The following is a 22780-nucleotide window of genomic DNA, read 5'->3' as shown; positions in this document are numbered from 1 at the left end:
TCATTCGCCGAGATAGACCTGCCTGACCACCGGATCGGCCCGCACTTCGTCCGCCGAGCCGGTGAGGATGATCTCGCCGGCGTTCAGCACCGTGACGCGGTCGCAGAGGGGGAACAGGAATCGCGTCTGGTGTTCGATGATGATCATGGTGACGCCCCGCGTCTTGAGCTGAGCCAGGATGGCGGCGAGATGGCTCACTTCCTTCGCCGACAATCCGGTCGCCGGCTCATCGAGGATGATGATGTCGGGACCGGCGACGCAGACCGACGCGAGTTGCGTCAGTTGCTCGATGCCGTGTGGCACGTCGCCCACCGGCCGGGCCGCCCACTCTCCCGCGCCGACCAGGCGCAGAGCTTCGGCCGCATGGTGCCGCATCGCCCGGCTGTCGCGACGGCCGGACGGAAGCAGAGGCCAGACCCCAGCGCGCGCGACGATTCCGGGGACGCGATCGAAGAGCCCGACCATGACATTCTCGACGAGCGTCAGCTCCTTGATCAGCTGCGCCGCCTGGAAGGTCCGCCTCAGGCCGAGCTTCGAGCGTGCGCTGGCCGGCATCCGCTCCACGCGCCGCCCCTTGACCAGCACCTCGCCGCCATGCGGCCTCAGCCGCCCGGAGATGACGTTGGCGAGCGTGCTCTTGCCGGAACCGTTCGGTCCGATCAGGCCGTGGATGTGACCGCGGCGGACGGTGAGGTCAATCTGCCGGAGCACCTTGGGTCCGAGGTCGTAGCCGAACTCGATGCCGCGGCATTCGACGATGACCTCCGGCTCGCCGGCGGACGAGTGCGGAGCGGCAGCCGGCAGGATCGCCGCCGGTTGCGGCGCCGCGACGTCGCGGCCGGAGCCGGACGGGGCACGGCGTCCGGCGACGGGCGAAACCAGTTTCTGCACGCGCCCGACGATACCGTCGGGCAGGAGGGTGATGGCGAGGATCGACAGCGCGCCGTAGACGATCTCCTGCAGCCAGGGATTGATGTTGACGAGGTCGGGAAACATCGAGACGAACATCGCGCCGAGGAGCGGCCCCAGCGTGGTGTTGATGCCGCCGATCAGCACCATCACCAGGATATTGAGCGACACGGACCAGTCGAACTGGCTGGGCGAGACCACGCCGAGGAACGAGAACAGCCAGCCGGCGCCGCCGGCCATCGCGGCGGACAGGCCGAAGATGCCGACCTTGATCAAGGCCGTGCGGGCGCCGGCCGCTTCCGCGAAGGGTTCCGCGTCGCGGATCGACAGGAGCACGGGGTAGAGCGGCGAGCGCCGGATGTTCCACACGAGGCCGACGCACGCCAGGAGCGCCAGCATGATGCACCAGACGACCGGGGTCCCGAGCCATGCCAAAGCCGGCGGGAAATCCGGGAAGGCCGGTCCGAGCAGGCCCTGGAGGCCGCCGGTCAGGCCGACCATGTCGGTGACGAGAACCGTCAGCACCAGGGTGAAGATGAAGGTGGTGATCGCAAAGTAGAGGCCGCTGACCCTGAGCGACATAGCGCCCACCGCCATGCCCACGAGGCCGGTCACTGCCAGCACCACCGGCAGCAGCCAGAAGACGGGCCAGCCATCGGTGTTGGAGACGATCGTGGTGAGATAGGCGCCGATGCCGAAGAAGCCGCCCTGGCCGAGCGAATAGAGCCCGAGCATCCCCGCCACGAGATCGAGGCTGATGGCGAGGATCCCGAACACCGCGGCGACCAGCACGAGGCTCTGCAGGCTGAGGTCGGACTGCGCCACGAAGGCCGTCAGCGCGAGCCAGGCAGCGACGGCCGCGAGGGGGCCGAGGCTGCGCCATCCGGCCCCGGCGCTGGGAACGGAAGGCGCCGAGGCGAGGAGGGTATGGTCCGGAGCGCGGGTCATGCCGGCTTCCCCGCACCGCGCCGCGGCCGCAGGAGCGGATTGCTGCTGCTGAGCAATCCCTTCGGCGAGACGATCAGGATCAGGACGAGGACGATGAACGGAAACCAGTCGGAGGCCTGCGAATTGATCATGGCGTTGGCACCCTCGGCGCAGATGCCGAGGACCAGTCCGCCGGCCATCGCCGCGATCGGACGCTCCGTTCCTCCGCCGATCATCATGGCGATGAAGCCGTAGGTTCCGAACGTGTCGCCGAGATAGGGATTGGCGAAGGTCGTCGGCCCGATGAGAAGCCCCGCGATGCCGGCGAAGAGGGCCGAGACCGCGAAGGCGCCGATCGAGACCGCCGTCGTGTCCGCGCCGATGGCCGAGGCCATTTCCGGATCGAAGGCCGTCGCCATGGAGAGCTTGCCGAAGATGGTGTGCCGGCGTACCAGCTCGAAACCGATCGTCAGCACCGCCGCCACGACGATCGTGAGGAGTTGCTGGCCCGTCAGCACCGCATCCCCGATCGGCAGGCTGACATCCCTAAGGAAGGGCGGAAACGGCTGCGAGGTCGGCCCCCAGATATAGGCGGCAGCATTCTCGACGATCACGGCGAAGCCGAGCGTCGAGACCAGCCAGCCGAAGCTGAACCGGTTGGTGAGCAGGATCGGCCGGACCGCGATGAGATAGGAGAGCACGCCGACGAGGCACGAGCAGGCAAGACCGGCGATCGCGGCGACCCAGACGGGATAGCCGGACGACGCTGCCTCCGCCGTGACCATGACGGTCACCATCATCAATTGCCCCTGGGCGAAGTTGATGATGCGCGTGACGTAGAAGGAGATGGCCAGCGCCATGCCGATGAGGCCATAGACGGCGCCGATGGCGATGCCACTCAGCAGGAATTGCAGCACTTGAGGACCGTCCTCTCCTCATCGCCCGCGCCCTTCGGCGCATGGCTGCTCCGACGCCTCTGGCCGGCGCCACGCGATGCCCGGGTCGTCCGGTCCCGGACGTCCGCCATTCCGGCCCGGAGGCGACGCCGGCTCATCTCGGACAACTATTCGGAAACGGTCGCGCGGAAACAGATGACACCGGCGACATAACAGCTATGAGGATGGCGGCTTGGGAGCGGGTGGCAGCCCTCCCCTCCTCTGCCGCCAGGGCAGAGGCGCGCAGGGCCGGCCCGGCGCCAGGCGCGGTGAGATTAAACAAAAATTGTTTTGAATCATACGGTTGTGGGTAACCGCCCAACCTCGCGGGTCGCCCGATCCTTTCGCTCCGTCGACCGTCTTGTGCATCGCCGGCGTCCTCCCCGGCGCACCTGCGGACCAGTCGCCCCGCGTTGACAAGCCCGGGGTTCTGGGCGAGCAAACCATGCGGATCAATCACGCGTATCCCATCAGGATCAAAACCAAGCAAGTGATCGCGCCTGCCGAAGGGCAGTCGGCGATCGCAATGGGGGAGGTTTACCTATGCGTATTCTCGCGACGACCGTCGCTGTACTTTGCGCCACCACTGTTCTGGCCGGATCGGCGACGAGGGCCGCGGCAGCGGACGACTATCTGATCGGGCTCATCGCCGGCACCACCGGCGCCTATGGCTCCACCGGCATCGCCACGGTCAACGGCGCCACCATGGCGGTCGATGAGATCAATGCCGCCGGCGGGGTCGACGGCCACAAGTTCCGGCTCGAGGCGCACAACGACAACGCGTCTGCGACGCTGTCGGGTCAGCTCTACGAAAAGCTGATCGCTCAGGGCGCGATCGTCATCGCCGGCTCGCCCGACACCGGCCCGGTGACCGCCCAGCTCGCCATGCGGCACAAATTCCCGACCATCGGCGTGGTCGACGACGGCGGCCTCACCGTCAATCCGGACGGGCCGACCAGCCCGCCGAACCCGTGGGTGTTCGACTTCGGCCTCAACACCTTCGCCTGGGGCGAGAAGATCGGCGAATACGCGCTGAAGCATTGCCCCGACGGGCTGGCGGTGCTGCACGACCCGTCGACCTATGGCCAGGGCGGCCTCTTCGGCATCAAGCTCGCCTATGACAAGGCGGGCAAGACCATCGCCATCGACCACACGATCACGGAGAACTGGTCCACCGGCGCGACGGCCGGGCTCATGCCCGAGGTCAATGCCATCAAGGCCGCCGGCATCAAATGCGCCGACGTGTGGCTGACCCCGCAGGACCAGGCCGCGTTCGTGCAGGACATGCATTCGATCAACTATGCAGCCACGGTCTTCGGCAATGACGAGACCAATGCCGACGACACCTATGCCAGCCTGGCCGGCGATCTCGCCCACGGCACGATCAGCGCCATGCTGACCTCGGACCTGCATCCGAGCCCCGAGCTCCAGGCCTTCCGCGACGCCTACAAGAAGCGGTTCAACGTCGAGGCGACGCCCTTCGCCGAAACGAGCTATGACAGCATCAAGATGCTGGCGCAGGTCATCAAGGACACGAAGTCGGTGAAGCCGGCGGACCTGCAGAAGGGCTTCAACGCCGTGCAGGGCTTCAAGGGCCTGTCCGGCGACCTCGGCTTCTCGGAGAAGAACCACATCACGATCAACGCCGAGCAGCTCACGCTCGTCAAATATGACTCCAAGAGCAAGGCCTGGGTCGAGGTGACCGACTAGAGCATTCCCTTGATCTTGCACGACCGGGCCGGCTCTTCGTCGAGCCGGCTCCATCGCTTCGGCTGCCTCTGCTCACGCCGGCAGGCAGCCTCCTGCGACCGGACTATCGGTCATGGCGGCGTCGACCGCCTCTGCGAGTCCCCTGTCGCTTCGGATTGAGGCAGAGTGGCGGACAAACAGGTGGTGCGGGACGGCTCCGGCCGCATGCCCGGCACTTTCGGACGAGGAGGAACAATGGGGCAGGTGCCGCAGAAACAGACGCCGGGGGTCTATCGGCGCCGGGTCGGCGATGCGATGGTCACCGTCGTCAACGACGGCTTCCTCGACATTCAGCTCGCCATCCTGCGCGGCACCGACCGGCCCGACATGGAAGAGCTGATGCAGGCGCAGTTCCGCGCGGTCGAACCCCGCCTGACGGTCAATGCCTTCGTCATCGAAACCGGTGGGAAGACCATCCTCGTCGACGCCGGCGGCGGGTCGTCCACGGTCTATTCGATGGGCCTTCTGCCCGACAACCTCGCGGCTGCCGGCTTCGCGCCCGAGGATTTCGACACGGTGCTGCTGACTCATATCCACCCCGACCATTCCAACGGACTGATCGGCGAGGACGGCGAGCCGCTGTTTCCGCGCGCCGAGATCGTCATCCACCAGGACGACTTCAACTTCTGGTCCGATGACGAGGCGCGGCGGCGATCGCCCGCGGCGCTGCCCTATGTCGGCGCGGCGGATGCTCTGCTGCAGAGCTATCGCGGACGTTTCCGCACGAGCTCGGGCGGCAAGGTGCTGGACGGCATCACCCAGCTGCCTCTGCCTGGCCACACGCCGGGCCACAGCGGCTATCAGCTGGACTCGGCCGGAGAGACCCTGGTGATCTGGGGAGACACCGTCCACGTGCCGGAGATCCAGATTCCACGCCCGCAAGTGACCAGCGAATTCGACGTCGACGAGGGTCTGGCAGCCGAGAACCGCCGGCGCATCTTCCAACACGCCGCGCACGAACGCCTTCTGGTGACCGGCGGGCACATCCACCTGCCGGGCTTCGCCCACATCGTGCCGGCAGGGACGGGCTACCGGCTGGTGCCGGAAGCCTGGAGGGTGACCGTCTAGTGTTGTGCTTCCGACGCTTGGTTCCTGAGCATTGTGTCGGAAGCACAACACAAAGCATTGAACCAGCTAGGGTTCCGGGCTGACGGTTCGGTACGGACCGTCAAAGTCGGAACACTAGCGATCGGAGGCAAGCAACGCCGGCAGCAGAGTCTACGTCAGTGCGGCATAGCGGCGGGCAAGGCTCGAGAGGCCGACGGCGAGGACAAGGACGCCGCCTTTGAAGATCGGCTGGAAATAGGTCGGGGCGCCGAAGATGCTGAGGCCGTTGAAGCCGACGGCGAGCACCAGCACGCCGATCAACGTACCGAAAATGTGGAACTGGCCTTCCCGCAGCGTCGCCGAACCGAGGAAGACCGCGGCGAAGGCGTCGAGCAAGTAGCCGTCGGCGGCTCCGAGCGTGCCGCTCCCGAGGAGCGAGGTCAGCAGCACGCCGGTCAGCGCCGCGCAGAAGCCGGCCACCCCAAAAGCAAACATCTTGATGCGGTCGACGCGGATGCCGGAAAGGCGCGCGGCTTCGATATTGCTGCCGACCGCCTGCATGCGTTGGCCCATTTCCGTCTTGTTGAGGACGATCCAAAGAACGACCAGCACCACCACCATGACGAAGACCGGATTCGGGATGCCGAAGAGCGGCCGCCCGATGGCGATGCTGCCGAACGCGCGTGGGATGCCCATGGCGATGGGGAAGGCGCTGTAGGAGAAGCCGATGCCACTCAGCATCGTGCCGACGCCGAGGGTGGCGATGACGGCGTTGATGCGCACCTTGGTCACGAGCGTCCCGTTGATCAGCCCGAGACCGATGCCGATGAGCAGCGCGAGGGCGATCGCAGCGGCGATGGGAAGCCCGGCCTTTGCCATGAAGCCCGCGACCATCAGGCCGACGAAGCTTGCGACATAGCCGATCGAGAGATCGAACTCGCCGACCACCAGCGTGTAGGTGAGACCCGCCGCGATGATCGCCGTCAGCGAAGCCTGGCTCAGGATGTTGATGAAATTCGCGCGCGAGAAGAACGTGTCCGGTGCGTTGATCGAGAAGAAGAAGATCATCGCGAGCAGGCCGATGAAGGTGGCGTAACGCGAGATGAAGATGAGAATCGAGCGCCGACGCCGCGCGGCAGTGGCCGACCGATCGGCGGCGCGATTCGCCGAGACGATGTTCGCGCTGGTCATGCCCGCTCTCCCGCCAGCTCGTTGCTGCTGAGATAGCTCAGCTCCACGATGCGCGCTTCGTTGATCTCGTCGCCGGTGAGCTCACCCGTCACGCGGCCTTCGTGCAGCACCACGACGCGATCGGCGATGAGCGCGAGTTCCTCGACGTCGGACGAGATCACGATGACCCCGACGCCCGAGCGGGCGATCTCGCGGATGGCGTCGTGGATTTCTTCACGCGCGCCGATATCGACGCCGCGCGACGGCTCATCGACGATCAGCACTTTCATGCCGGTCCCGAGCCAGCGGGCGATCAGCGCCTTTTGCTGGTTGCCGCCGGAAAGGCTGCTGATGCGTGCGTCGACGCCCGGGGTCTTGATGCTGAGCCGCTTCACCATGCGGCCGGCCTCGGCGCGAACCTTGCCCGACGAGACGATCGGAACCCCGGCGAAGCGGCGGAACGGTCTCAAGGCCGCGATGGTGATGTTGAAGGCGACCGACTGGTCGAGCATCAGGCCCTGCGAGCGGCGCTCCTCGGGCACCAGCGCGATGCCCTTCTGCATCGCCTCGGTCTCGTTGCCGATGGCAAGCCGCTCGCCATCCAGTTCGAAATGGCCGCCCTCCAGCCGGTCGACGCCAAAGGCGAGGCGAGCGGTCTCCGTGCGTCCGGCGCCGACCAGGCCGCCCAGGCCGAGAATCTCGCCGCGCCAGAGGTCGAAGCTGACGTCCTTGACGGCGCTGCCGCGCGCAACGTTGCGAGCGGAAAAGAGCGGCATGCCGGAGCGCGCGACGGGAGCGCGCTTGCGCTGCTCGCGCGTCTGGACGTCATGGCCGACGATGGCGCGGATGAGGCCTCGCTTGTCGAGGCTGCCGCGAATGCTTCTCCCGACGATTTCGCCGTCGCGCAGCACGGTGATGCGATCCGAGAGGTCGAGCACTTCATCGAGCCGGTGCGAAACATAGAGGATGGCGACGCCGCTCGCGGCGAGGTCGCGGATGAGCCTGAAAAGGTGCTCCGTCTCCGCTGCCGAGAGGGAGGCGGTCGGCTCGTCCATCGCGATCATCGAGGCATCGCGCGCCAGCGCCTTGCCGATCATGACCAGCCAGCGCTCGCCGACGCTGAGTTCGCTGACCTTTGTTTCCAGCGGGAATTTCATCCCGACCTGGGCCGCGGCGGCGCGTGGGCCGGCGCCCGAGCGCTTCCAGTCGATGAGGCCGAAGCGGGTCGCCTTGGGGGCGCCGAGAAGCATGTTCTCGAGCACGCTGAAATGGGGAATGAGGTTCAGCTCCTGGTGGATGAAGGCGAGCCCTGCTTTCTCAGCCGCCCTGGGCACCCCCTGCCGCAGGGGCTCGCCGCCCACGATGATCTCACCGCGATCGGGTACGGTGACGCCGGCCATGCAGCGGATCAGCGTCGACTTGCCGGCACCATTGGCGCCGACGAGCCCGTGCACCTCGCCCCTGGGGATGTCGAGGTCGACATTGTCGAGCGCGACCTCGCCTGCGAAATGCTTGCCAAGGCCGCGGATCTGAATCCAAGGCCCCCCGACCTGCATCGCAGCAGCACCGCCGAAGAGGATTTCGGCAGTGTTACTGGCCACTGGGATGGTCAGCGAGAAATTTGTCGACGTTGTCCTTGCTGACCACGATGCCGGCAATTTCGATGACCTTCGGCTTCCAATCCTTCCCGGCCGCCATGGCCTCGAGGATAGTCTTGAACACCGCCTCGCCCTCGGCGTAGGCCGGCTGCCAGACGGTCGCGGTCATGTCGCCGTTCTTGACCAGATCGACGCCCTGCGGGCTCCCGTTGATGGAGACGGTGGTCACGTCGTCGCGCCCCGCCTGGCGGATGGCGGCGACGGCGCCCTGCATCGGCTCGTCCCAGCACGACCAGATGGCGAGCTTGGTCTTGCCGCCGGCCGGATGCGCGGTCAGCCAGGCCTGTGCCATGGCATTGCCGTTCTGCACCTGGCCGGGAACGGTGACCTCGTTGTAGGTGATGTTGAGGCCGGCCTTGCCTTTCACCGCCGCGTCGAAGGCCTCGCCGCGATCGATGCAGAGCTTTCCAGGGTGAAAGGTCATGGCGAGGATGTCGGCGCTGTCGCCGACCTGGCCCAGGAGATACTTGGCCGAGTCGTCGCCGACCGTCCTGCCGCTGGTGGTGACCACGATGCCGGGGACGATCTCGCCACCCCATGTGGCGACCGGGATGCCGGCGTCGTTGGCGGCTGCGAGACCGGCGCCGATGGAGGAGCTCGCGAAGGCGAGCACGAACATCGCATCGACCTTCTGCACCGCGAAATTGCGCATCGCGGCATTGGCCTGGTCGGCACTCGCCTGCGTGTCGGTGACCTTCACGTCCCAGCCGGCTTTCTTGGCGGCATCGGTGGCGCCGGCGATCACAGCGATGTTGAGGGCGTCGTTCGCGAGCAGCGCGACGATGCCGAGGGTCTTGGCCTCGGCGACGACCGGGTCGCCGGCGACCGCCCACGCCACGGCGAGCGCGGACATCGTGGCCGTCAGGAACTTCCTCATGCTGGCGATCCTCCCGATTGCACGGTTTCTCACGGGCTTGATCGGTCGCGCGGCGCGCTTGCCCGTTGAGCCCTGTGGCGCCTTTTGACCGGCGCAGGCGGGAAATGTGTAGCAGACGCGATCCGGCGGTCATCGCGACGCCGGCGATATAGCAGTTATGGCGAATTCGCCGGGGCCGCAGGCCGCGTCCCGGAGGCAAACTGCCGCCGACGGGCGGCGTACGCGGCCGCCCGCGCCCGAGGGAGGAAACGATGACGGAAGTTCAGGTCAGGCAGGTCAGCTATGATTTTACGGGAAGGACCGCGCTGCTGATCGGCGGCACGACCGGCATCGGCCGCGCCACGGCGCTCGCCTTTGCGAGGGCGGGGGCCAACCTGTTCGTTGCCGGCCTCGGCACTGCGCACGGCGAGAGCCTGGGGCAGGAGATCAAGGCGGCGGGGAAAACGGAGTACGAGTTCCTCGAGGTCGACGTGCGCAACGCCGATGCCATGGCGGACCTGCACGCCAGGGCCTTCGAGCGCTTCGGCCGCATCGACATCGCCTTCAACAATGCCGGCATGTCGAGCCGGGCCGCGCCGGTGCAGGACGTGAGCGAGGCGGATTTCTACCAGCTCATCGACGTCAACCTGAAGGGCATTTTCCTTGGGCTGAAGCATCAGGTGCCGCACATGATCGAGCGGGGCGGCGGCGCCATCGTCAACACCTCCTCGCTCTTCGGCGTCATGGGCTATGCGACCACCGCCGTCTATTGCGCCAGCAAGTGGGGCGTGATCGGCCTCACCAATTCGGTGGCGCTGGAAGTGGCGCGCAAGAACATCCGCATCAATGCCATTGCGCCGGGCTCGGTGATGACGCCGCTTCTGACGGACATGTTCGGCAGCCCGCAGAGCGCCAGGGACACGGTGCTCCCGGTGATTCCGATGGGCCGCATCAGCGACCCGTCCGAAATCGCGCAGCTCGTTCTCTTCCTCTCATCGGATGCCGCGTCGTTCATCACCGGCCAGGCGGTCATCATCGATGGCGGTGGTTTCGTCGCCGGCGCCGACCAACTCTGAGATGCCGTCCGGCCCGGGATCGGTCCGGCGGGCAGATCCCGTCTCGCCCCCTGGGGAGGAGCCTCGTTCCGAACCGTCGTTCAGCCGGGAAATCGGTCGATCGGCGACATGCCGGCGCCGAGTCGGGTCAAGATCGACGGCGTGTCGCCCCAGCTTACACTGCCGAAGCGCTCGATAAGGCTGACACGCCGACTGCCGGCGAACGAATCGGCACCGCCATTCAAAATGCGACCACCGCGGGCGTTCCAAACGACAGTCAGGCGTCGCTGCGGGCAAAGTCCAGTTCGCCAAAGCCATCGGCGGCTCGTGGCTGGCTGGGGCGGGAGGACTCGAACCTCCGAATGGCGGAATCAAAATCCGCTGCCTTACCGCTTGGCGACGCCCCAACGCGGCCGGGTGAATAGACCGTTCGAGCAGCGGCTGCAAGGATCGTGGGGCAGATCGTTGGGCCCGCTGCGAGCCTTTCCCGATTTTCGCACGCTAGGTGCTTGCAGGCCCGCTGCGATGCCGCTATAGACCCGCCTCGCGACTGGCGGCGGAGTGTGGCTCAGCCTGGTAGAGCACCACGTTCGGGACGTGGGGGTCGTAGGTTCGAATCCTACCACTCCGACCAGTTGCGCAATGGGTAGAGCCGGTGTCCCGAAGACCGTGCCACCCGATCGTCCCGGCGGGGCTCCTTGCCGACGCCGAAGGCCTGCGGCGCCTTCCCTCCCCCATCGCATCGATGCGAGCGCTTGCCCAATCCGTAAGCGCGGTCTCCCGTCCGGCATGCCGATCCCGTCATCGCGCCGTCAAGAGCTTGCGCCATGGAAGAGGCCATGACCCTGCGGCAGCGGAGGGCTGGCACGGTTCTTGCTGCCGCACCTCCGGGGCGATCATGATGGAGACATTCGGCATGGAGATCACAGTCCTGCTGCTGCTCGGCACTCTCGTCGGCGGCATCGCGCTTGCCAGCCGCTTCGGGATCGGCGGCATCTGAAGGCGAATCGGACAGGACGGGTCACGCCGGTCACCCGGCCCGCTGCTGCCGCAGGGATAACTCAAGTCGATTCGACAATAGATAGCCGCTTCTCGCGAAGAAGCGGGCGTGCCATAGTCCAACGTTGATTTTTTCACCCTCCTTCCCCAACGACGACGCCCTGCCGAGAAGGTGCCCCATGGACGATCGGATGATTGCGGCCACGTTGGCCGCCGCGGTGCTGGCCAAGACCGAGATTCCGCCGGGGAAGAGCGCGGCCGCCGTCGCCATCCACACCTATCAGCGGCTGCTGCGCGGCGTCGGCAAGGTGCATCTCGGCGCGGCAGCCAAGGCCCCCGAGCCGGCGCCCGCCGCCGCGGCGAAGACGGTTGCCGGGATCAAGGTCTGGCCGCCGAAGAAATAGCTCGCCGCGCCTTCGACCGCTGGCCGGAATGCCGGCCAGGCCCTTCGTCAGGCGCCGGCGTTGACGGCGCGCCGACCGACGCTCTCATAGCGGAAGCCGCGCCGGGCCATCTCCTCGGGCCGGTAGATGTTGCGCAGGTCGATGATGCGCGGCTCGGCCAGGAGCCGCTTGACCCGGTCGAGGTCGAGGGCGCGGAACTCGTCCCATTCGGTGACGATCACCGCGGCGTCGGCGCCGTCGATGCAGTCATAGGCGCTCGAGCGGTAATCGACCTCGCCGAGCACCTTCCTGGCCTCATCCATGCCCTGCGGATCGTAGGCGCGGATCCTGGCGCCCTTGTCGAGCAGGGCATAGACGATCGGGATCGACGGGCTCTCGCGCATGTCGTCGGTGTTGGGCTTGAAGGTAAGCCCGAGCAGGGCGATGGTCCGCCCGGAGACGTCGCCGTCGAAGGCCGAGACGATCTTGCGGGCCATTGCGGTCTTGCGGGCGTCGTTGACCCCGACCACCGCCTCGACCAGGCGCAGCGGCACGCCGTGGCCCTGGCCGGTGCGCATCAGGGCGAGCGTGTCCTTGGGGAAGCACGAGCCGCCGAAGCCCGGCCCCGCATGCAGGAACTTGGAGCCGATGCGCTTGTCGAGGCCGATGCCGTGGGCGACGTCCTGGACATTGGCCCCGACCTTCTCGCACAGGTCCGCCATCTCGTTGATGAAGGTGATCTTGGTGGCGAGGAAGGCATTGGCCGCATATTTGATCAGCTCGGAGGTGCGCCGCTGCGTGAACAGGAGCGGCCCCTGGTTGAGGTAGAGCGGCCGGTAGACCTCGGCCATCACGGCACGGGCGCGCTCGTCCTCGATGCCGATGACGATGCGGTCCGGCCGCTTGAAATCCTCGATCGCCGCGCCCTCGCGCAGGAACTCCGGATTGGAGACCACGGCGATGTCGGCGTCCGGCCGGGTCTCGCGGATGATGCGCTCGACCTCGTCGCCGGTGCCGACGGGCACGGTCGACTTGGTCACCACCACGGTGAAGCCGGCGACGGCGACGGCGATCTCGCGGGCCGCGCCATAGACATAGGAGAGGTCGGCATGGCCGTCGCCGCGGCGCGAGGGCGTGCCGACGGCGACGAACACCGCGTCGGCCTCGCGCACCGCCGGGGCCAGCTCGGCGGTGAAGGACAGGCGCGCCTCGCGCACGTTGCGGGCGACGAGATCCTCCAGGCCCGGCTCGTAGATCGGCATGCGGCCGGCCAGCAGCGCCTCGATCTTGACCGGGTCCTTGTCGACGCACGTCACCACGTGCCCGAAATCGGCAAGGCAGGCTCCGGTCACGAGCCCGACATACCCCGTTCCGATGATTGCGATGCGCAAGGTGCTGTCTCTGCCGTGGATGTTGGCGTGCGCGCGCCGGCCGACGGTGCCCCGCCGCAGCCTGGGACCCGTCGGGACCGCGCGCAACGGCCGGACCTCCCGGCGAGGCCCGGGCCGACACGGCGGTAGCGCAAGCCGGGGCCGGGCGCAACTGCGTGACGGCATGGCGTCCCGGCTCAGGGCGCGGCGCCGTGCGGGCCCGGGCGGCGGCGATAGAGGGCCGCCGGCGGCCGCGCCTCGCCCAGCGCCTCGATGCGCCGGTCGATCGGCGCCAGGCAATGCTCCTCCAGGTCCTGCAGCAGGGCCTCGACCAGCTCGCGCGGGTCGATCTGCGCATCGGCGCAGAAGCGGAAATCGCGACCGCGGCGATAGAGCCATTGCAGGCAGCGGTCGAGGTCGCGGGCGAAGGCGTCGCGCATGTCCTGCAGCAGGCCGGGGTCGTCGACGCCGCCGCGCGGGACCGTGGCATGGGCGATCCGCAGCTCGTTGAGGCCCAGAAGATCGCGGTCGGGCGTGAAGCGCATCCGGCAGCTCCGCTGTTGTGCGGATTGTTTTTCTGATAATCAGAAAGACCTGTCAAACGCCACCCTTGCGATTTCCGCAATGGACCGGCGGAATTCGCCGGCTTCCCCGAATCGGGCTTGACTCCCCGGCGCCCATGTTCTTCTTTTGTTCAAGGCAGCGCTGGAGGGGAGCCGTGCCGCAGGTAACGTATTTCATGGTGCAGACCTTCGCGCCGGCCAGGCGCGGCCGGATCGTGCCGGGCGAGGCGCGCGCGGCGCGCAGCGCCGCCGAGGCGGTGCATCTGGCCGAACGGCTCGGTGCCGCGGCCGGCGCGGTGGCGCTCGCCCGCACCTGCGACCCCAGCGTCGGAGGCGCCGGTGACACGGTGATCCTGGCCCGCGTCGGCGACCTGCCGGCGGAGGCGCTGGAATGGGCGGCACGGCTCGACGGCGACTGACGGCCGGCGCGGGGACGCGCCGGGCGAGGCCGGACGTGGCGGCTATCCCCGCCCGACGATGACGTGGATGCTCCGGACCAGCTGTCGGTCGATCTCGATCTCCCCGGCCGGATTCCACTGCCAGAGCAGCAGCGCCCGCGGCGTCCAGCCGCGGAACTCCTTGATGTAGCCCTCGGGATTGTCGTGCTCGTGCTCGGGATGGAGCTGCACGATGACGTCGTCGCCGCGGATCGGTGCCCTATGCGGATTGACCCAGACCTGCTCGCCCGGCTTGAAACGCGGCACCATGCTCTCCTCGGCCACATAGAGGGCATAGGCATTGCGCACGCCGAGCAGCGATTCCGGCGTCTTCACCCAGCCGACGGTCTCGCCGTTGAAATAGAACCGGCCGTCGTCCCCGCCGACCGCCAGGCCGTAGACGGGCGTCAGCCGCTCGCTGAGGCGCGGCGCCTCGAACGGCTCGATGCGGAAGGCGCCCGGTGGACGCGGCGGCGGCCCCGCCGGCTCGGCAAAACCGGCCGGCACACCCGGCCCGCCGGCCGCCATGGCCCCGGGCGGGGAGACCTCGAGATAGGCGGCGACGAGCGGAATCTCCCTGGCCTTCAACTGCCGCGTCCCCTTCAGCAGGGCGCTGACCGCCGAGGGGGCACGGCCCAGCGCCCGCGCCAGGCCGGTCTGGCTCTTTCCCGGCCTGGCCAGCCCTTCCCGGATCCAGGCGATCGCGTCGGTGTCCATGATGGTTTTCCGCATAGCGAAATCTGCATCACGAATATCAGACCACCCCCTTGACGTCTACTTCTAAAAATCAGAATATATGAGAACAAACCAAAAACGTGCGGATGGACATCCCGTTCGCATCACCCAACCCGACGGAGCCCTCGCCATGAGCGACCATCCCTCCAGCAACCATCCCTCCAGCGACGACCGCACTCCTCCCGCCCGTCATGCCGGCGCCCGCCCGCGCCGGTCCTTTCAGCTCCGGGCCGGCGCCGCGCGCCAGGCCCCCATCGTGGAGACCCTGTGATGCCCGCGCAATGGACCACCGAAGAGATCGACAGGATGGGCGAGCTGCGCAGCCGTGGCCTGACCCGCGCCGAGATCGGCGCGGCCATGGGACGCACCAAGAGCGCCGTCGCCTCCTGCCTCAAACGCCGCAACAAGGCGGCAACGGCCGGGATGCGCCGGCGCTTCGAGGCGGCCTGGGACGCCGAGGAGGAGGACGGCAGCCCCGTGCTCGAAGCCGCCTGCCGTGCCCATCTCGAAGACCTCGAGGCGAGTGGCGGGCGCTGGACGACCTATGCCATCGCCGCGCTGCCGAGGCCGCCGCGCCATGCCGAGCCGCTCCGGCCGGGCCTGTTCGGCTCGCCCGCCGCCCTGTGCGCCGACCTCTGATCCGCCTGGCCGGAGCAGAAGGGATGCCGATGCCGGACGTCAACCAGGCCCGCCCGCGCAGGGACAGGCCGAACCCGATCCCGGACGGCGCGGCGATGCCGGTCGGGATCGAGGCCCGGCCGGGCCTACCCGGCGAGGACGGCCGGCGCTTCCGGGCCGCGCTGGGCATCGAACGGAGCACGAGCGGCCTTTGGAGCAGCCCATGAAGAAGCGAAGAGAGCGAGTCGTCGCCGTCGTGCACACCAGGCACGGCCGCGTCGAGCTGCGTGCCCTGACGCGTCCGAGCCAGCCCTGGGAGCTGAAGGAGCGCGAGCCGGGCACCGGCCGCTACAAGCGCGAGACCAAGGACGAGATCATGCAGCTCGCCGAAGCAAACCGGCGGCGCCTCGGCGTGTCGGAAGCGGAGCTGCGCAGCCAGCTCGCCGGCAGCTTCCTCGGCCGGCTGCGCCTCGCCGGCGAGATCAACGCGCAGCAATTCGCGGCGGGCGAGCGCTGGGGCGCGGTGGTGGCCCGCTATGCCCGCCTGATGGGCATTCCCCTTGCAACGCCCAAGAGCCCCTCGACCATCCTGACCGACGGCGGGCCGTGGCGCCAGGAGGAGGACCAGTCCGACGAGGCGATCGCCCGCATCCGCCGCGACTATGCCGACGCCTACACCGCCCTGATCGACCTTCCCGACGGCCGCGCGGCGCTGGCCGCCCTCAAGGCCGCGATCATCGCCGACCGCCCGGCCAGTCTCGGCGACCTGCGCTGCGGGCTGAACGTGCTCTGCCGGCTGTGGCGCTGAGGCCATCGGCCGCCTCGGGCCCGGCGGACCGGGCGCGCCGGACCCGCGGGTTGTGCCGGCTGCCGGCCCGGTCTATCAAGCCGGCGGCCAGGACCGGCCCTTCCTCCCGTGACCCCGCCATGGATCCCGAGCCTCCCCCGCGCCGGCGCCTGTCGGTGCCCTCCCACCGCATCTGGCTGCCGGTGCTCAGCCGGCGGGTGCCGTTCGTCGTCGGCGGGCTCTCGGTCGGCGCCATCGCCATCGCCATGGCCAAGCTGGCCGACGGCGCGCAGGAGGCCTTCGCCGCCCTGCGCGAGGCCTGGCCGCTCGCCCCCGTCCTGGTCACGCCGGCGGGGTTCGGGCTCTCGGCCTGGCTGACCCGACGCTTCGCGCCGACGGCGGGCGGCAGCGGCATCCCGCAGGTGATCGCCGCCATGCGCGAGGCCGATCCGGCCGCGCAGAGCCGGCTGGTGTCGCTGAAGGTGGCGGCGGCCAAGATCGTGCTCCTGATCCTCGGCCTGCTCTGCGGCGCCTCGGCCGGGCGCGAGGGGCCGACGGTGCAGGTCGGCGCCGCCGCCATGGCCGCGATGGGGCGCCTCGCCCGCCACCGCGAGCCCGGCCTGCTGCTGGCCGGCTCGGCGGCGGGGGTGGCGGCGGCCTTCAACGCGCCGCTGGCGGGGCTGATCTTCGGCATCGAGGAGATGAGCCGCTCCTTCGAGGTCCGGACCAGCGGCCTGATCCTCGGCACGGTGATCGCCGCCGGCTTCACCTCGCTGGCGATCCTGGGCGACTATGCCTATTTCGGCATCACGCCGGAGGTGCTGCCGCTCGGCCCGGCCTGGGTCGCGGTGCCGGTGGCCGGCATCGTCTGCGGCCTCGCCGGCGGCCTGTTCAGCCGCGGCATCGTGGCGATGTCGCAGGGCCTGCCCGGCCGGCCCGGCGCCTGGATCAAGGCCCATCCCGTCGCCTTCGCGGTGCTGTGCGGGCTCGGCGTGGTGGCCTGCGCCTTCGCCGCCGACGGCACGGTGTTCGGCACCGGCTATGCCCAGGCCCAGGCGGTGCTGCGCGGCGACGCCGGCCTGCCGCTGGCCTTTGCCCCGGCCAAGCTCGTCGCCACCGCGCTCTCCTCGGTCAGCGGCATTCCCGGCGGCCTGTTCTCGCCGTCCCTGGCGGTCGGCGCCGGCATCGCCCGCGACCTCGCCCCGCTGCTGCCGCCGATGCCGCTGGCGGTGCTCGGCGTCCTGTGCATGGCGGCCTATCTCGCCGGCGTGGTGCAGGCTCCGCTGACGTCCTTCGTCATCGTGGCCGAGATGACCTCGGACCACGCGCTCGTCGTCCCGATCATGCTGAGCAGCCTGATCGCCAGCCAGGCCTCGCGCCTGGTCTGCCCCGACGGGGTCTACCACGCCCTCGCCCGGCGCTTCGCGGCGCCGGACCGCGAGCTTGCGCCCGGGCCCTGAGCCGCCGTGAACGAAAGCCGAGTTGCCACCGCTGCGCGAAAAACGGGCAGCGCGGGCGATTGACGAACCTGCGGCCGCGGCGACATAACTCCATCAAGAACAAGACTTATGAGGGTTGCAGGCGGGGGCGACGAGCAACGGCATGGAAGCCGACACCATCCTGCGGACCGACGGTCTGACGAAGGATTTCAGGGGCTTCCGGGCTGTCGACGGTGTCGGCCTCACGGTGCGGCGCGGCACGGTGCACGCGCTGATCGGCCCGAACGGGGCCGGCAAGACCACCTGCTTCAACCTGCTCACCAAGTTCCTGCCGCCGTCGGACGGCAGCATCACCTACAAGGGCCGCGACATCACCGGCATGAAGCCGGCGGACGTGGCCCGCCTCGGCCTGGTGCGCTCCTTCCAGATCTCGGCCGTGTTCGGGCAGATGAGCGTGATGGAGAATATCCGCATCGCCCTGCAGCGCCGGCGCGGCCATTCCTACGACTTCTGGCGCCCGCAGCGCCTGCTCGAGGCGCTCGACGGCGAAGCGCTGGCGCTGGCCGAGAGCGTCGGCCTCGCCGGCTTCGCCGCGACGCCCGCGGCCCAGCTCTCCTATGGCCGCAAGCGTGCCCTCGAGCTCGCGACCACGCTGGCGCTCGACCCGGAGATGCTGCTGCTCGACGAGCCGATGGCCGGCATGGGGCGCGAGGATGTCGAGCGCACCACGGAGCTGATCCGCAGCATCGCCAGGAACCGCACCATCCTGATGGTCGAGCACAATCTCTCGGTGGTCGCCACCCTGTCGCACCGCATCACCGTGCTGGCCCGCGGCAAGGTGCTGGCGGAGGGCGACTATGCCACCGTCTCGGCCGACCCGCGCGTGGTCGAGGCCTATATCGGCGGAGGCGGCCATGGCTGACGGCACGCCGCCCCACCACCCCGCGGCCGAGGCGCCGGCGCCGCTGCTGGCGGTGCGCGACCTCCACGCCTGGTATGGCGAGTCGCATGTTCTGCACGGCATGGATTTCGAGGTGCGCGCCGGCGAGGTGGTGACGCTGCTCGGCCGCAACGGCGCCGGCAAGACCACCACGATGAAGTCGATCATAGGCGTGCTGCCCCAGCGCCGCGGCTCGATCATGTTCGAGGGCCGCGAGACCATCGGCCTGCCCTCGCGCCGCATCGCCCGGCTCGGCATCGGCTATTGCCCGGAGGAGCGCGGCATCTTCGCCAGCCTCTCCGTTCGCGAGAACCTGATGCTGCCGCCGGTGGTCAAGCCCGGCGGCCTGCCGGTCGAGGACATCCTCGCCCTGTTCCCGAACCTGAAGGAGCGCGCCGCCAGCCAGGGCACCAAGCTCTCGGGCGGCGAGCAACAGATGCTCGCCATCGGCCGCATCCTGCGCACCGGCGCCAACCTGCTTCTGCTCGACGAGCCGACCGAGGGCCTGGCGCCGGTCATCATCGGCGAGATCGGCCGCACCATCGCGGCGCTGAAGCGGCGGGGCTTCACCATCATCCTGGTGGAGCAGAACTTCCGCTTCGCCGCGACCGTGGCCGACCGGCACTACGTGGTCGAGCAGGGCAGGATCGTCGACCGGATCGCCAACGCGGATCTGGAGGCCAACATCGACAAGCTGCACGCCTATCTCGGCGTGTGAGGCGAGAACGGGCAATGGGAGGGACGGCATGAACTTCAGACACATCCTGCTCGCGGCGGCGCTCCTCGGGGCGAGCGCCGGCCTGGCGCAGGCCGAGGTGGCGGTGAAGCTCGGCGTGCTCAACGACCGCTCCGGCGTCTATGCCGACCTCTCGGGCGAAGGCTCGGTCATCGCCGCGCAGATGGCGGTGGAGGACTTCAAGGCGGCGGAGAAGGGCATCAAGGTCGAGATCATCTCGGCCGACCACCAGAACAAGCCCGACATCGGCGCCGGCATCGCCCGGCAGTGGTACGACCAGGACGGCGTCGACGCCATCCTCGACGTGCCGACCTCCTCGGTGGCGCTGGCCGTCAGCCAGGTCACCAAGGAGAAGAACAAGGTCTTCATCGATTCCGGCGCCGGCGCCACCGACCTCACCGGCAAGCAGTGCTCGCCCAACACCATCCACTGGACCTACGACACCTATGCCCTCGCCAAGGGCACGGGCGGCGCCATGGTCAAGCGCGGCGGCGACACCTGGTTCTTCATCACCGCCGACTACGCCTTCGGCAAGTCGCTGGAGGACAACACCACCGCCATCGTCACCGCGGCGGGCGGCAAAGTGCTTGGCTCGGTCAAGACGCCCTTCCCGGCCAGCGACTTCTCCTCCTTCCTGCTCCAGGCGCAATCCTCCGGCGCCAAGGTGATCGGCCTCGCCAATGCCGGCGGCGACACCATCAACGCCATCAAGCAGGCCTCCGAGTTCGGCATCACCCAGGCCGGCCAGAGTCTCGCCGGCCTCCTCATCTTCATCAGCGACGTGCACGCCCTGGGCCTTCAGGCGGCGCAGGGCCTGGTGCTGACCGAGGCCTTCTACTGGGACCTCAACGACGGCACCCGCGAATGGTCCAAGCGCTTCGCCGCCCGGAGCGGCGGCAAGATGCCGACCATGGTGCATGCCGGCGTCTATTCCGGCGTGCTGCACTATCTGAAAGCGATCGACGCCCTGAAGAGCAAGGACCCGGCTCAGGTCATCGCCAAGATGAAGGAGATGCCGACCGACGACCCGCTGATGGGCAAGGGCCAGGTGCGCGCCGACGGCCGCGTCATCCACGACATGTACCTGTTCGAGGTGAAGAAGCCGGCGGAATCCAAGGGCGAGTGGGACTATTACAAGCTGCTCGCCACCATCCCCGCGGCCGAGGCCTTCAAGCCGATGGCCGACGGCGGCTGCCCGCTGGTGAAGTGACGGTGAATGGGATGAAGGGGCTTCGCCTGGAAGCTCGGTCATGAGGGAGCGCGGGAGTGGCGACACTGCGTGGCGCAGCCCCGACCCCAGCGCGTCATGGCCGGGCTTGACCCGGCCATCCACGCGAACTCTACGCTGGGGAACAAGGCCGCGGGTCGGGGTGGCGGCGAGCACGAACGATGGACGAGCGGGGCCTCGCGCAGAATCGCGCTCGATCGCACATCTGGCGGCGTTCGCGTGGGTGGCCGGGTCAAGCCCGGCCATGACGCTCGAGCGTTGTGGAAAAGCCTGTGTGGTCCGTGAAATCGTGCCGATGACGTCACCCGAGAGGCCCTGATGCTCACGCTGTTCGGCATTCCCCTGCAGGCGCTGCTCGGCCAGCTCCTGCTCGGGCTGATCAACGGCTCGTTCTATGCCACGCTCAGCCTCGGCCTGGCGGTGATCTTCGGCCTGCTCAACATCATCAACTTCACCCACGGCGCCCAGTACATGATGGGCGCCTTCGCCGCCTGGATGCTGCTCGCCTATGCCGGCATCGGCTTCTGGCCGGCGCTGATCCTGGCGCCGCTGGCGGTGGGGCTGGTCGGCATGGCGATCGAGCGGCTGTTCATCGCCCGGCTCTACCAGCTCGACCATCTCTACGGCCTGCTCCTGACCTTCGGCCTCGCCCTGATCATCCAGGGCCTGTTCCGCAACCAGTACGGCATTTCCGGCCTGCCCTACGCCATCCCGCCGGCGCTCACCGGCGCCTGGAACCTCGGCTTCATGTTCCTGCCGGTCTATCGCGGCTTCGTGGTGGCCGCCTCGCTGGTGCTGTGCCTCTCGACCTGGCTGATCATCGAGAAGACCCGGCTCGGCGCGACCCTGCGCGCCGCGACCGAGAACCCGAAGCTGGTGGAGGCCTTCGGCATCAACGTGCCGCGGCTGATGACGCTGACCTACGGCTTCGGCGTGGCCCTCGCCGCCTTCGCCGGCGTGCTGGCGGCGCCGATCTACTCCGTCAATCCCAACATGGGCGGCGACACCATCATCGTGGTCTTCGCCGTGGTGGTGATCGGCGGCATGGGCTCGATCCTCGGCTCGATCCTCACCGGCTTCGGCCTCGGCGTGGTCGAGGGCCTGACCAAGGTGTTCTATCCCGAGGCGGCCTCGACCATCATCTTCGTCATCATGGTGCTGGTGCTGCTGCTGCGGCCGGCGGGCCTGTTCGGGAGGACGGCGTGATGGCGGCTCCGGCGATCCCCTCCCCCGCGACGGACAGGCGCCAGGGCGCCGGCGACCGCGCGGCCTTCGCGGCGCTGCTCGTCCTCATCGTCGCGGCGCCCTTCGTGCTCTATCCCATCTTCCTGATGAAGGTGCTGTGCTTCGGCCTGTTCGCCTGCGCCTTCAACCTGCTGCTCGGCTATGGCGGGCTGCTCTCCTTCGGCCATGCCGCCTTCTTCGGCATGGCGAGCTATGTCAGCGCCTATGCAGCCAAGACCTGGGGGCTGACGCCCGAGCTCGCCATCCTCGCCGGCACGCTCACGGCGACGGTGCTCGGCCTGGTGGTCGGGAGCCTGGCCATCCGGCGCCAGGGCATCTACTTCGCCATGATCACGCTGGCGCTGGCGCAGATGGTGTATTTCTTCTGCCTGCAGGCGCCGTTCACCGGCGGCGAGGACGGCATCCAGGCCGTGCCGCGCGGCCGGCTGTTCGGCCTGATCGATCTGTCGGACGACCGCGTCCTCTACGCGCTGGTCGCGGCGATCGTGCTCGCTGGCCTCATCGCCATCCACCGCATCGTCCATTCGCCCTTCGGCCAGGTGATGAAGGCGATCCGCGACAACGAGCCGAGGGCGCTGTCGCTCGGCTACCACCCCGAGCGCTTCAAGCTGATCCTGTTCACCCTGTCGGCGACGCTGGCGGGCCTGGCCGGCGCCACCAAGGCGCTGGTGTTCCAGCTCGCCTCGCTCACCGACGTGCAATGGACCATGTCCGGCGAGGTGGTGCTGATGGCCCTGGTCGGCGGCGTCGGCACCGTGCTCGGCCCGATGGCCGGCGCGGTGGTGGTGGTGGCGATGGAGACCTATCTCGCCCCGCTCGGCTCCTGGGTGACGGTGACCCAGGGCGTGGTGTTCGTCGTCTGCGTGCTGGCGTTCCGGCAAGGCCTCGCCGGGATGGCGGGCAAGATCTGGCGGCGCCTGGGAAGGGCGGGGTGAGGGCGCGCCATCGCGACGACAGGCGAGCGTTCCTGCCGCGCGATGGAGACGGCCCGGAG

Annotated in this window: 23 protein-coding genes and 2 tRNA genes; 16 read left to right on the top strand and 9 right to left on the bottom strand. The window is 68.6% G+C overall.

The genetic code is table 11. The annotated features are described in order from the left end of the window. Together QO011_RS31160 and QO011_RS31155 are read right to left on the bottom strand one after the other, a co-directional pair. Positions 1-1857 (bottom strand): branched-chain amino acid ABC transporter ATP-binding protein/permease, encoded by a 1857-nt coding sequence (locus QO011_RS31160; RefSeq protein ID WP_307281210.1) that lies wholly within the window; start codon positions 1855-1857, stop codon positions 1-3. Next, positions 1854-2753, bottom strand: a complete 900-nt coding sequence (locus QO011_RS31155; protein WP_307281209.1) for a branched-chain amino acid ABC transporter permease — start codon at positions 2751-2753, stop codon at positions 1854-1856. Before QO011_RS31155 ends, QO011_RS31160 begins: the two co-directional genes overlap by 4 nt. A gap of 561 nt (positions 2754-3314) precedes the next feature. On the opposite strand from QO011_RS31155, the gene QO011_RS31150 reads away from it, so the two are divergent. Together QO011_RS31150 and QO011_RS31145 are read left to right on the top strand one after the other, a co-directional pair. Continuing rightward, positions 3315-4481, top strand: coding sequence for an ABC transporter substrate-binding protein (locus QO011_RS31150; protein WP_307281206.1), 1167 nt, complete (start codon positions 3315-3317; stop codon positions 4479-4481). Positions 4482-4661: 180 nt separating this feature from the next. Further along, entirely contained in the window at positions 4662-5588 is a 927-nt protein-coding gene (locus QO011_RS31145; RefSeq protein ID WP_307281203.1) for an MBL fold metallo-hydrolase, read from the top strand. 150 nt (positions 5589-5738) lie between these two features. Here QO011_RS31145 and QO011_RS31140 read toward each other — a convergent pair whose 3' ends face one another. From QO011_RS31140 to QO011_RS31130, 3 genes are read right to left on the bottom strand one after another with little or no spacing between them, the layout of a single operon-like run. After that, positions 5739-6758: an ABC transporter permease gene (locus QO011_RS31140; RefSeq protein ID WP_307281201.1), complete on the bottom strand. Its 1020-nt coding sequence runs from the start codon at positions 6756-6758 to the stop codon at positions 5739-5741. Next, positions 6755-8395 carry a sugar ABC transporter ATP-binding protein gene (locus QO011_RS31135; RefSeq protein WP_307281196.1) on the bottom strand — a complete coding sequence of 547 codons (1641 nt, stop codon included), beginning with the start codon at positions 8393-8395 and terminating at the stop codon, positions 6755-6757. Before QO011_RS31135 ends, QO011_RS31140 begins: the two co-directional genes overlap by 4 nt. Continuing rightward, positions 8328-9272, bottom strand: coding sequence for a sugar ABC transporter substrate-binding protein (locus QO011_RS31130; RefSeq protein WP_307281195.1), 945 nt, complete (start codon positions 9270-9272; stop codon positions 8328-8330). The genes QO011_RS31135 and QO011_RS31130 overlap by 68 nt, the downstream gene beginning before the upstream one ends. Positions 9273-9523: 251 nt before the next feature. On the opposite strand from QO011_RS31130, the gene QO011_RS31125 reads away from it, so the two are divergent. Further along, on the top strand, positions 9524-10327 hold the full coding sequence (locus QO011_RS31125) for an SDR family NAD(P)-dependent oxidoreductase (RefSeq protein ID WP_307281192.1): 804 nt from the start codon (positions 9524-9526) through the stop codon (positions 10325-10327). A 311-nt stretch (positions 10328-10638) separates the two neighbouring features. Here QO011_RS31125 and QO011_RS31120 read toward each other — a convergent pair. Beyond that, positions 10639-10713 (bottom strand) — tRNA-Gln (locus QO011_RS31120). A 150-nt stretch (positions 10714-10863) separates the two neighbouring features. Between QO011_RS31120 and QO011_RS31115 the strand changes: the two genes are divergently transcribed. Continuing rightward, positions 10864-10940: transfer RNA gene (locus QO011_RS31115), tRNA-Pro, on the top strand. A 544-nt stretch (positions 10941-11484) separates the two neighbouring features. Beyond that, positions 11485-11709: a hypothetical protein gene (locus QO011_RS31110; RefSeq protein ID WP_307281191.1), complete on the top strand. Its 225-nt coding sequence runs from the start codon at positions 11485-11487 to the stop codon at positions 11707-11709. A gap of 47 nt (positions 11710-11756) precedes the next feature. On the opposite strand, the gene QO011_RS31105 is transcribed toward QO011_RS31110, so the two are convergent. Together QO011_RS31105 and QO011_RS31100 are read right to left on the bottom strand one after the other, a co-directional pair. Further along, positions 11757-13079, bottom strand: a complete 1323-nt coding sequence (locus QO011_RS31105) for a UDP-glucose dehydrogenase family protein (RefSeq protein ID WP_307281188.1) — start codon at positions 13077-13079, stop codon at positions 11757-11759. Positions 13080-13255: 176 nt separating this feature from the next. Then, on the bottom strand, positions 13256-13603 hold the full coding sequence (locus QO011_RS31100) for a hypothetical protein (protein WP_307281184.1): 348 nt from the start codon (positions 13601-13603) through the stop codon (positions 13256-13258). A 173-nt stretch (positions 13604-13776) separates the two neighbouring features. Here QO011_RS31100 and QO011_RS31095 point away from each other — a divergent pair, with 173 nt between their 5' ends. After that, complete coding sequence (locus QO011_RS31095; RefSeq protein WP_307281182.1) at positions 13777-14040, top strand: hypothetical protein; 264 nt, start codon at positions 13777-13779, stop codon at positions 14038-14040. Between the two features lie 42 nt (positions 14041-14082). Here QO011_RS31095 and QO011_RS31090 read toward each other — a convergent pair whose 3' ends face one another. Continuing rightward, a complete protein-coding gene (locus QO011_RS31090) occupies positions 14083-14775 on the bottom strand; it encodes a LexA family transcriptional regulator (protein WP_307281179.1) in 693 nt (230 codons plus the stop codon). A gap of 148 nt (positions 14776-14923) precedes the next feature. Between QO011_RS31090 and QO011_RS31085 the strand changes: the two genes are divergently transcribed. The 10 genes from QO011_RS31085 (at position 14924) to QO011_RS31040 (ending at position 22721) form a co-directional block, all read left to right on the top strand. After that, positions 14924-15064, top strand: a complete 141-nt coding sequence (locus QO011_RS31085) for a hypothetical protein (protein ID WP_307281176.1) — start codon at positions 14924-14926, stop codon at positions 15062-15064. Beyond that, positions 15064-15432 (top strand): hypothetical protein, encoded by a 369-nt coding sequence (locus QO011_RS31080; protein ID WP_307281173.1) that lies wholly within the window; start codon positions 15064-15066, stop codon positions 15430-15432. The genes QO011_RS31085 and QO011_RS31080 overlap by 1 nt, the downstream gene beginning before the upstream one ends. Positions 15433-15455: 23 nt before the next feature. Then, positions 15456-15638, top strand: coding sequence for a hypothetical protein (locus QO011_RS31075; protein ID WP_307281170.1), 183 nt, complete (start codon positions 15456-15458; stop codon positions 15636-15638). Beyond that, positions 15635-16219 carry a hypothetical protein gene (locus tag QO011_RS31070; RefSeq protein WP_307281167.1) on the top strand — a complete coding sequence of 195 codons (585 nt, stop codon included), beginning with the start codon at positions 15635-15637 and terminating at the stop codon, positions 16217-16219. Before QO011_RS31075 ends, QO011_RS31070 begins: the two co-directional genes overlap by 4 nt. Positions 16220-16338: 119 nt before the next feature. Further along, positions 16339-17658, top strand: coding sequence for a chloride channel protein (locus tag QO011_RS31065; RefSeq protein ID WP_307281164.1), 1320 nt, complete (start codon positions 16339-16341; stop codon positions 17656-17658). Between the two features lie 142 nt (positions 17659-17800). Next, positions 17801-18559 carry an ABC transporter ATP-binding protein gene (locus tag QO011_RS31060; protein ID WP_307281160.1) on the top strand — a complete coding sequence of 253 codons (759 nt, stop codon included), beginning with the start codon at positions 17801-17803 and terminating at the stop codon, positions 18557-18559. After that, complete coding sequence (locus tag QO011_RS31055) at positions 18552-19295, top strand: ABC transporter ATP-binding protein (protein ID WP_307281158.1); 744 nt, start codon at positions 18552-18554, stop codon at positions 19293-19295. The genes QO011_RS31060 and QO011_RS31055 overlap by 8 nt, the downstream gene beginning before the upstream one ends. A 28-nt stretch (positions 19296-19323) precedes the next feature. Next, positions 19324-20523: an ABC transporter substrate-binding protein gene (locus QO011_RS31050; protein WP_307281154.1), complete on the top strand. Its 1200-nt coding sequence runs from the start codon at positions 19324-19326 to the stop codon at positions 20521-20523. Positions 20524-20859: 336 nt separating this feature from the next. Beyond that, on the top strand, positions 20860-21747 hold the full coding sequence (locus QO011_RS31045) for a branched-chain amino acid ABC transporter permease (RefSeq protein WP_307281151.1): 888 nt from the start codon (positions 20860-20862) through the stop codon (positions 21745-21747). Next, positions 21747-22721 carry a branched-chain amino acid ABC transporter permease gene (locus tag QO011_RS31040; RefSeq protein ID WP_307281148.1) on the top strand — a complete coding sequence of 325 codons (975 nt, stop codon included), beginning with the start codon at positions 21747-21749 and terminating at the stop codon, positions 22719-22721. The genes QO011_RS31045 and QO011_RS31040 overlap by 1 nt, the downstream gene beginning before the upstream one ends. The last annotated feature ends 59 nt before the right edge of the window (positions 22722-22780 follow it).

Origin of the sequence: Labrys wisconsinensis, from assembly GCF_030814995.1 — a bacterium.
In the GTDB taxonomy this organism is placed as follows: Bacteria; Pseudomonadota; Alphaproteobacteria; order Rhizobiales; family Labraceae; genus Labrys; species Labrys wisconsinensis.
The sequence above is the reverse complement of the archived record's forward strand: the minus strand, read 5'-3'. Positions and strand labels throughout refer to the sequence as shown.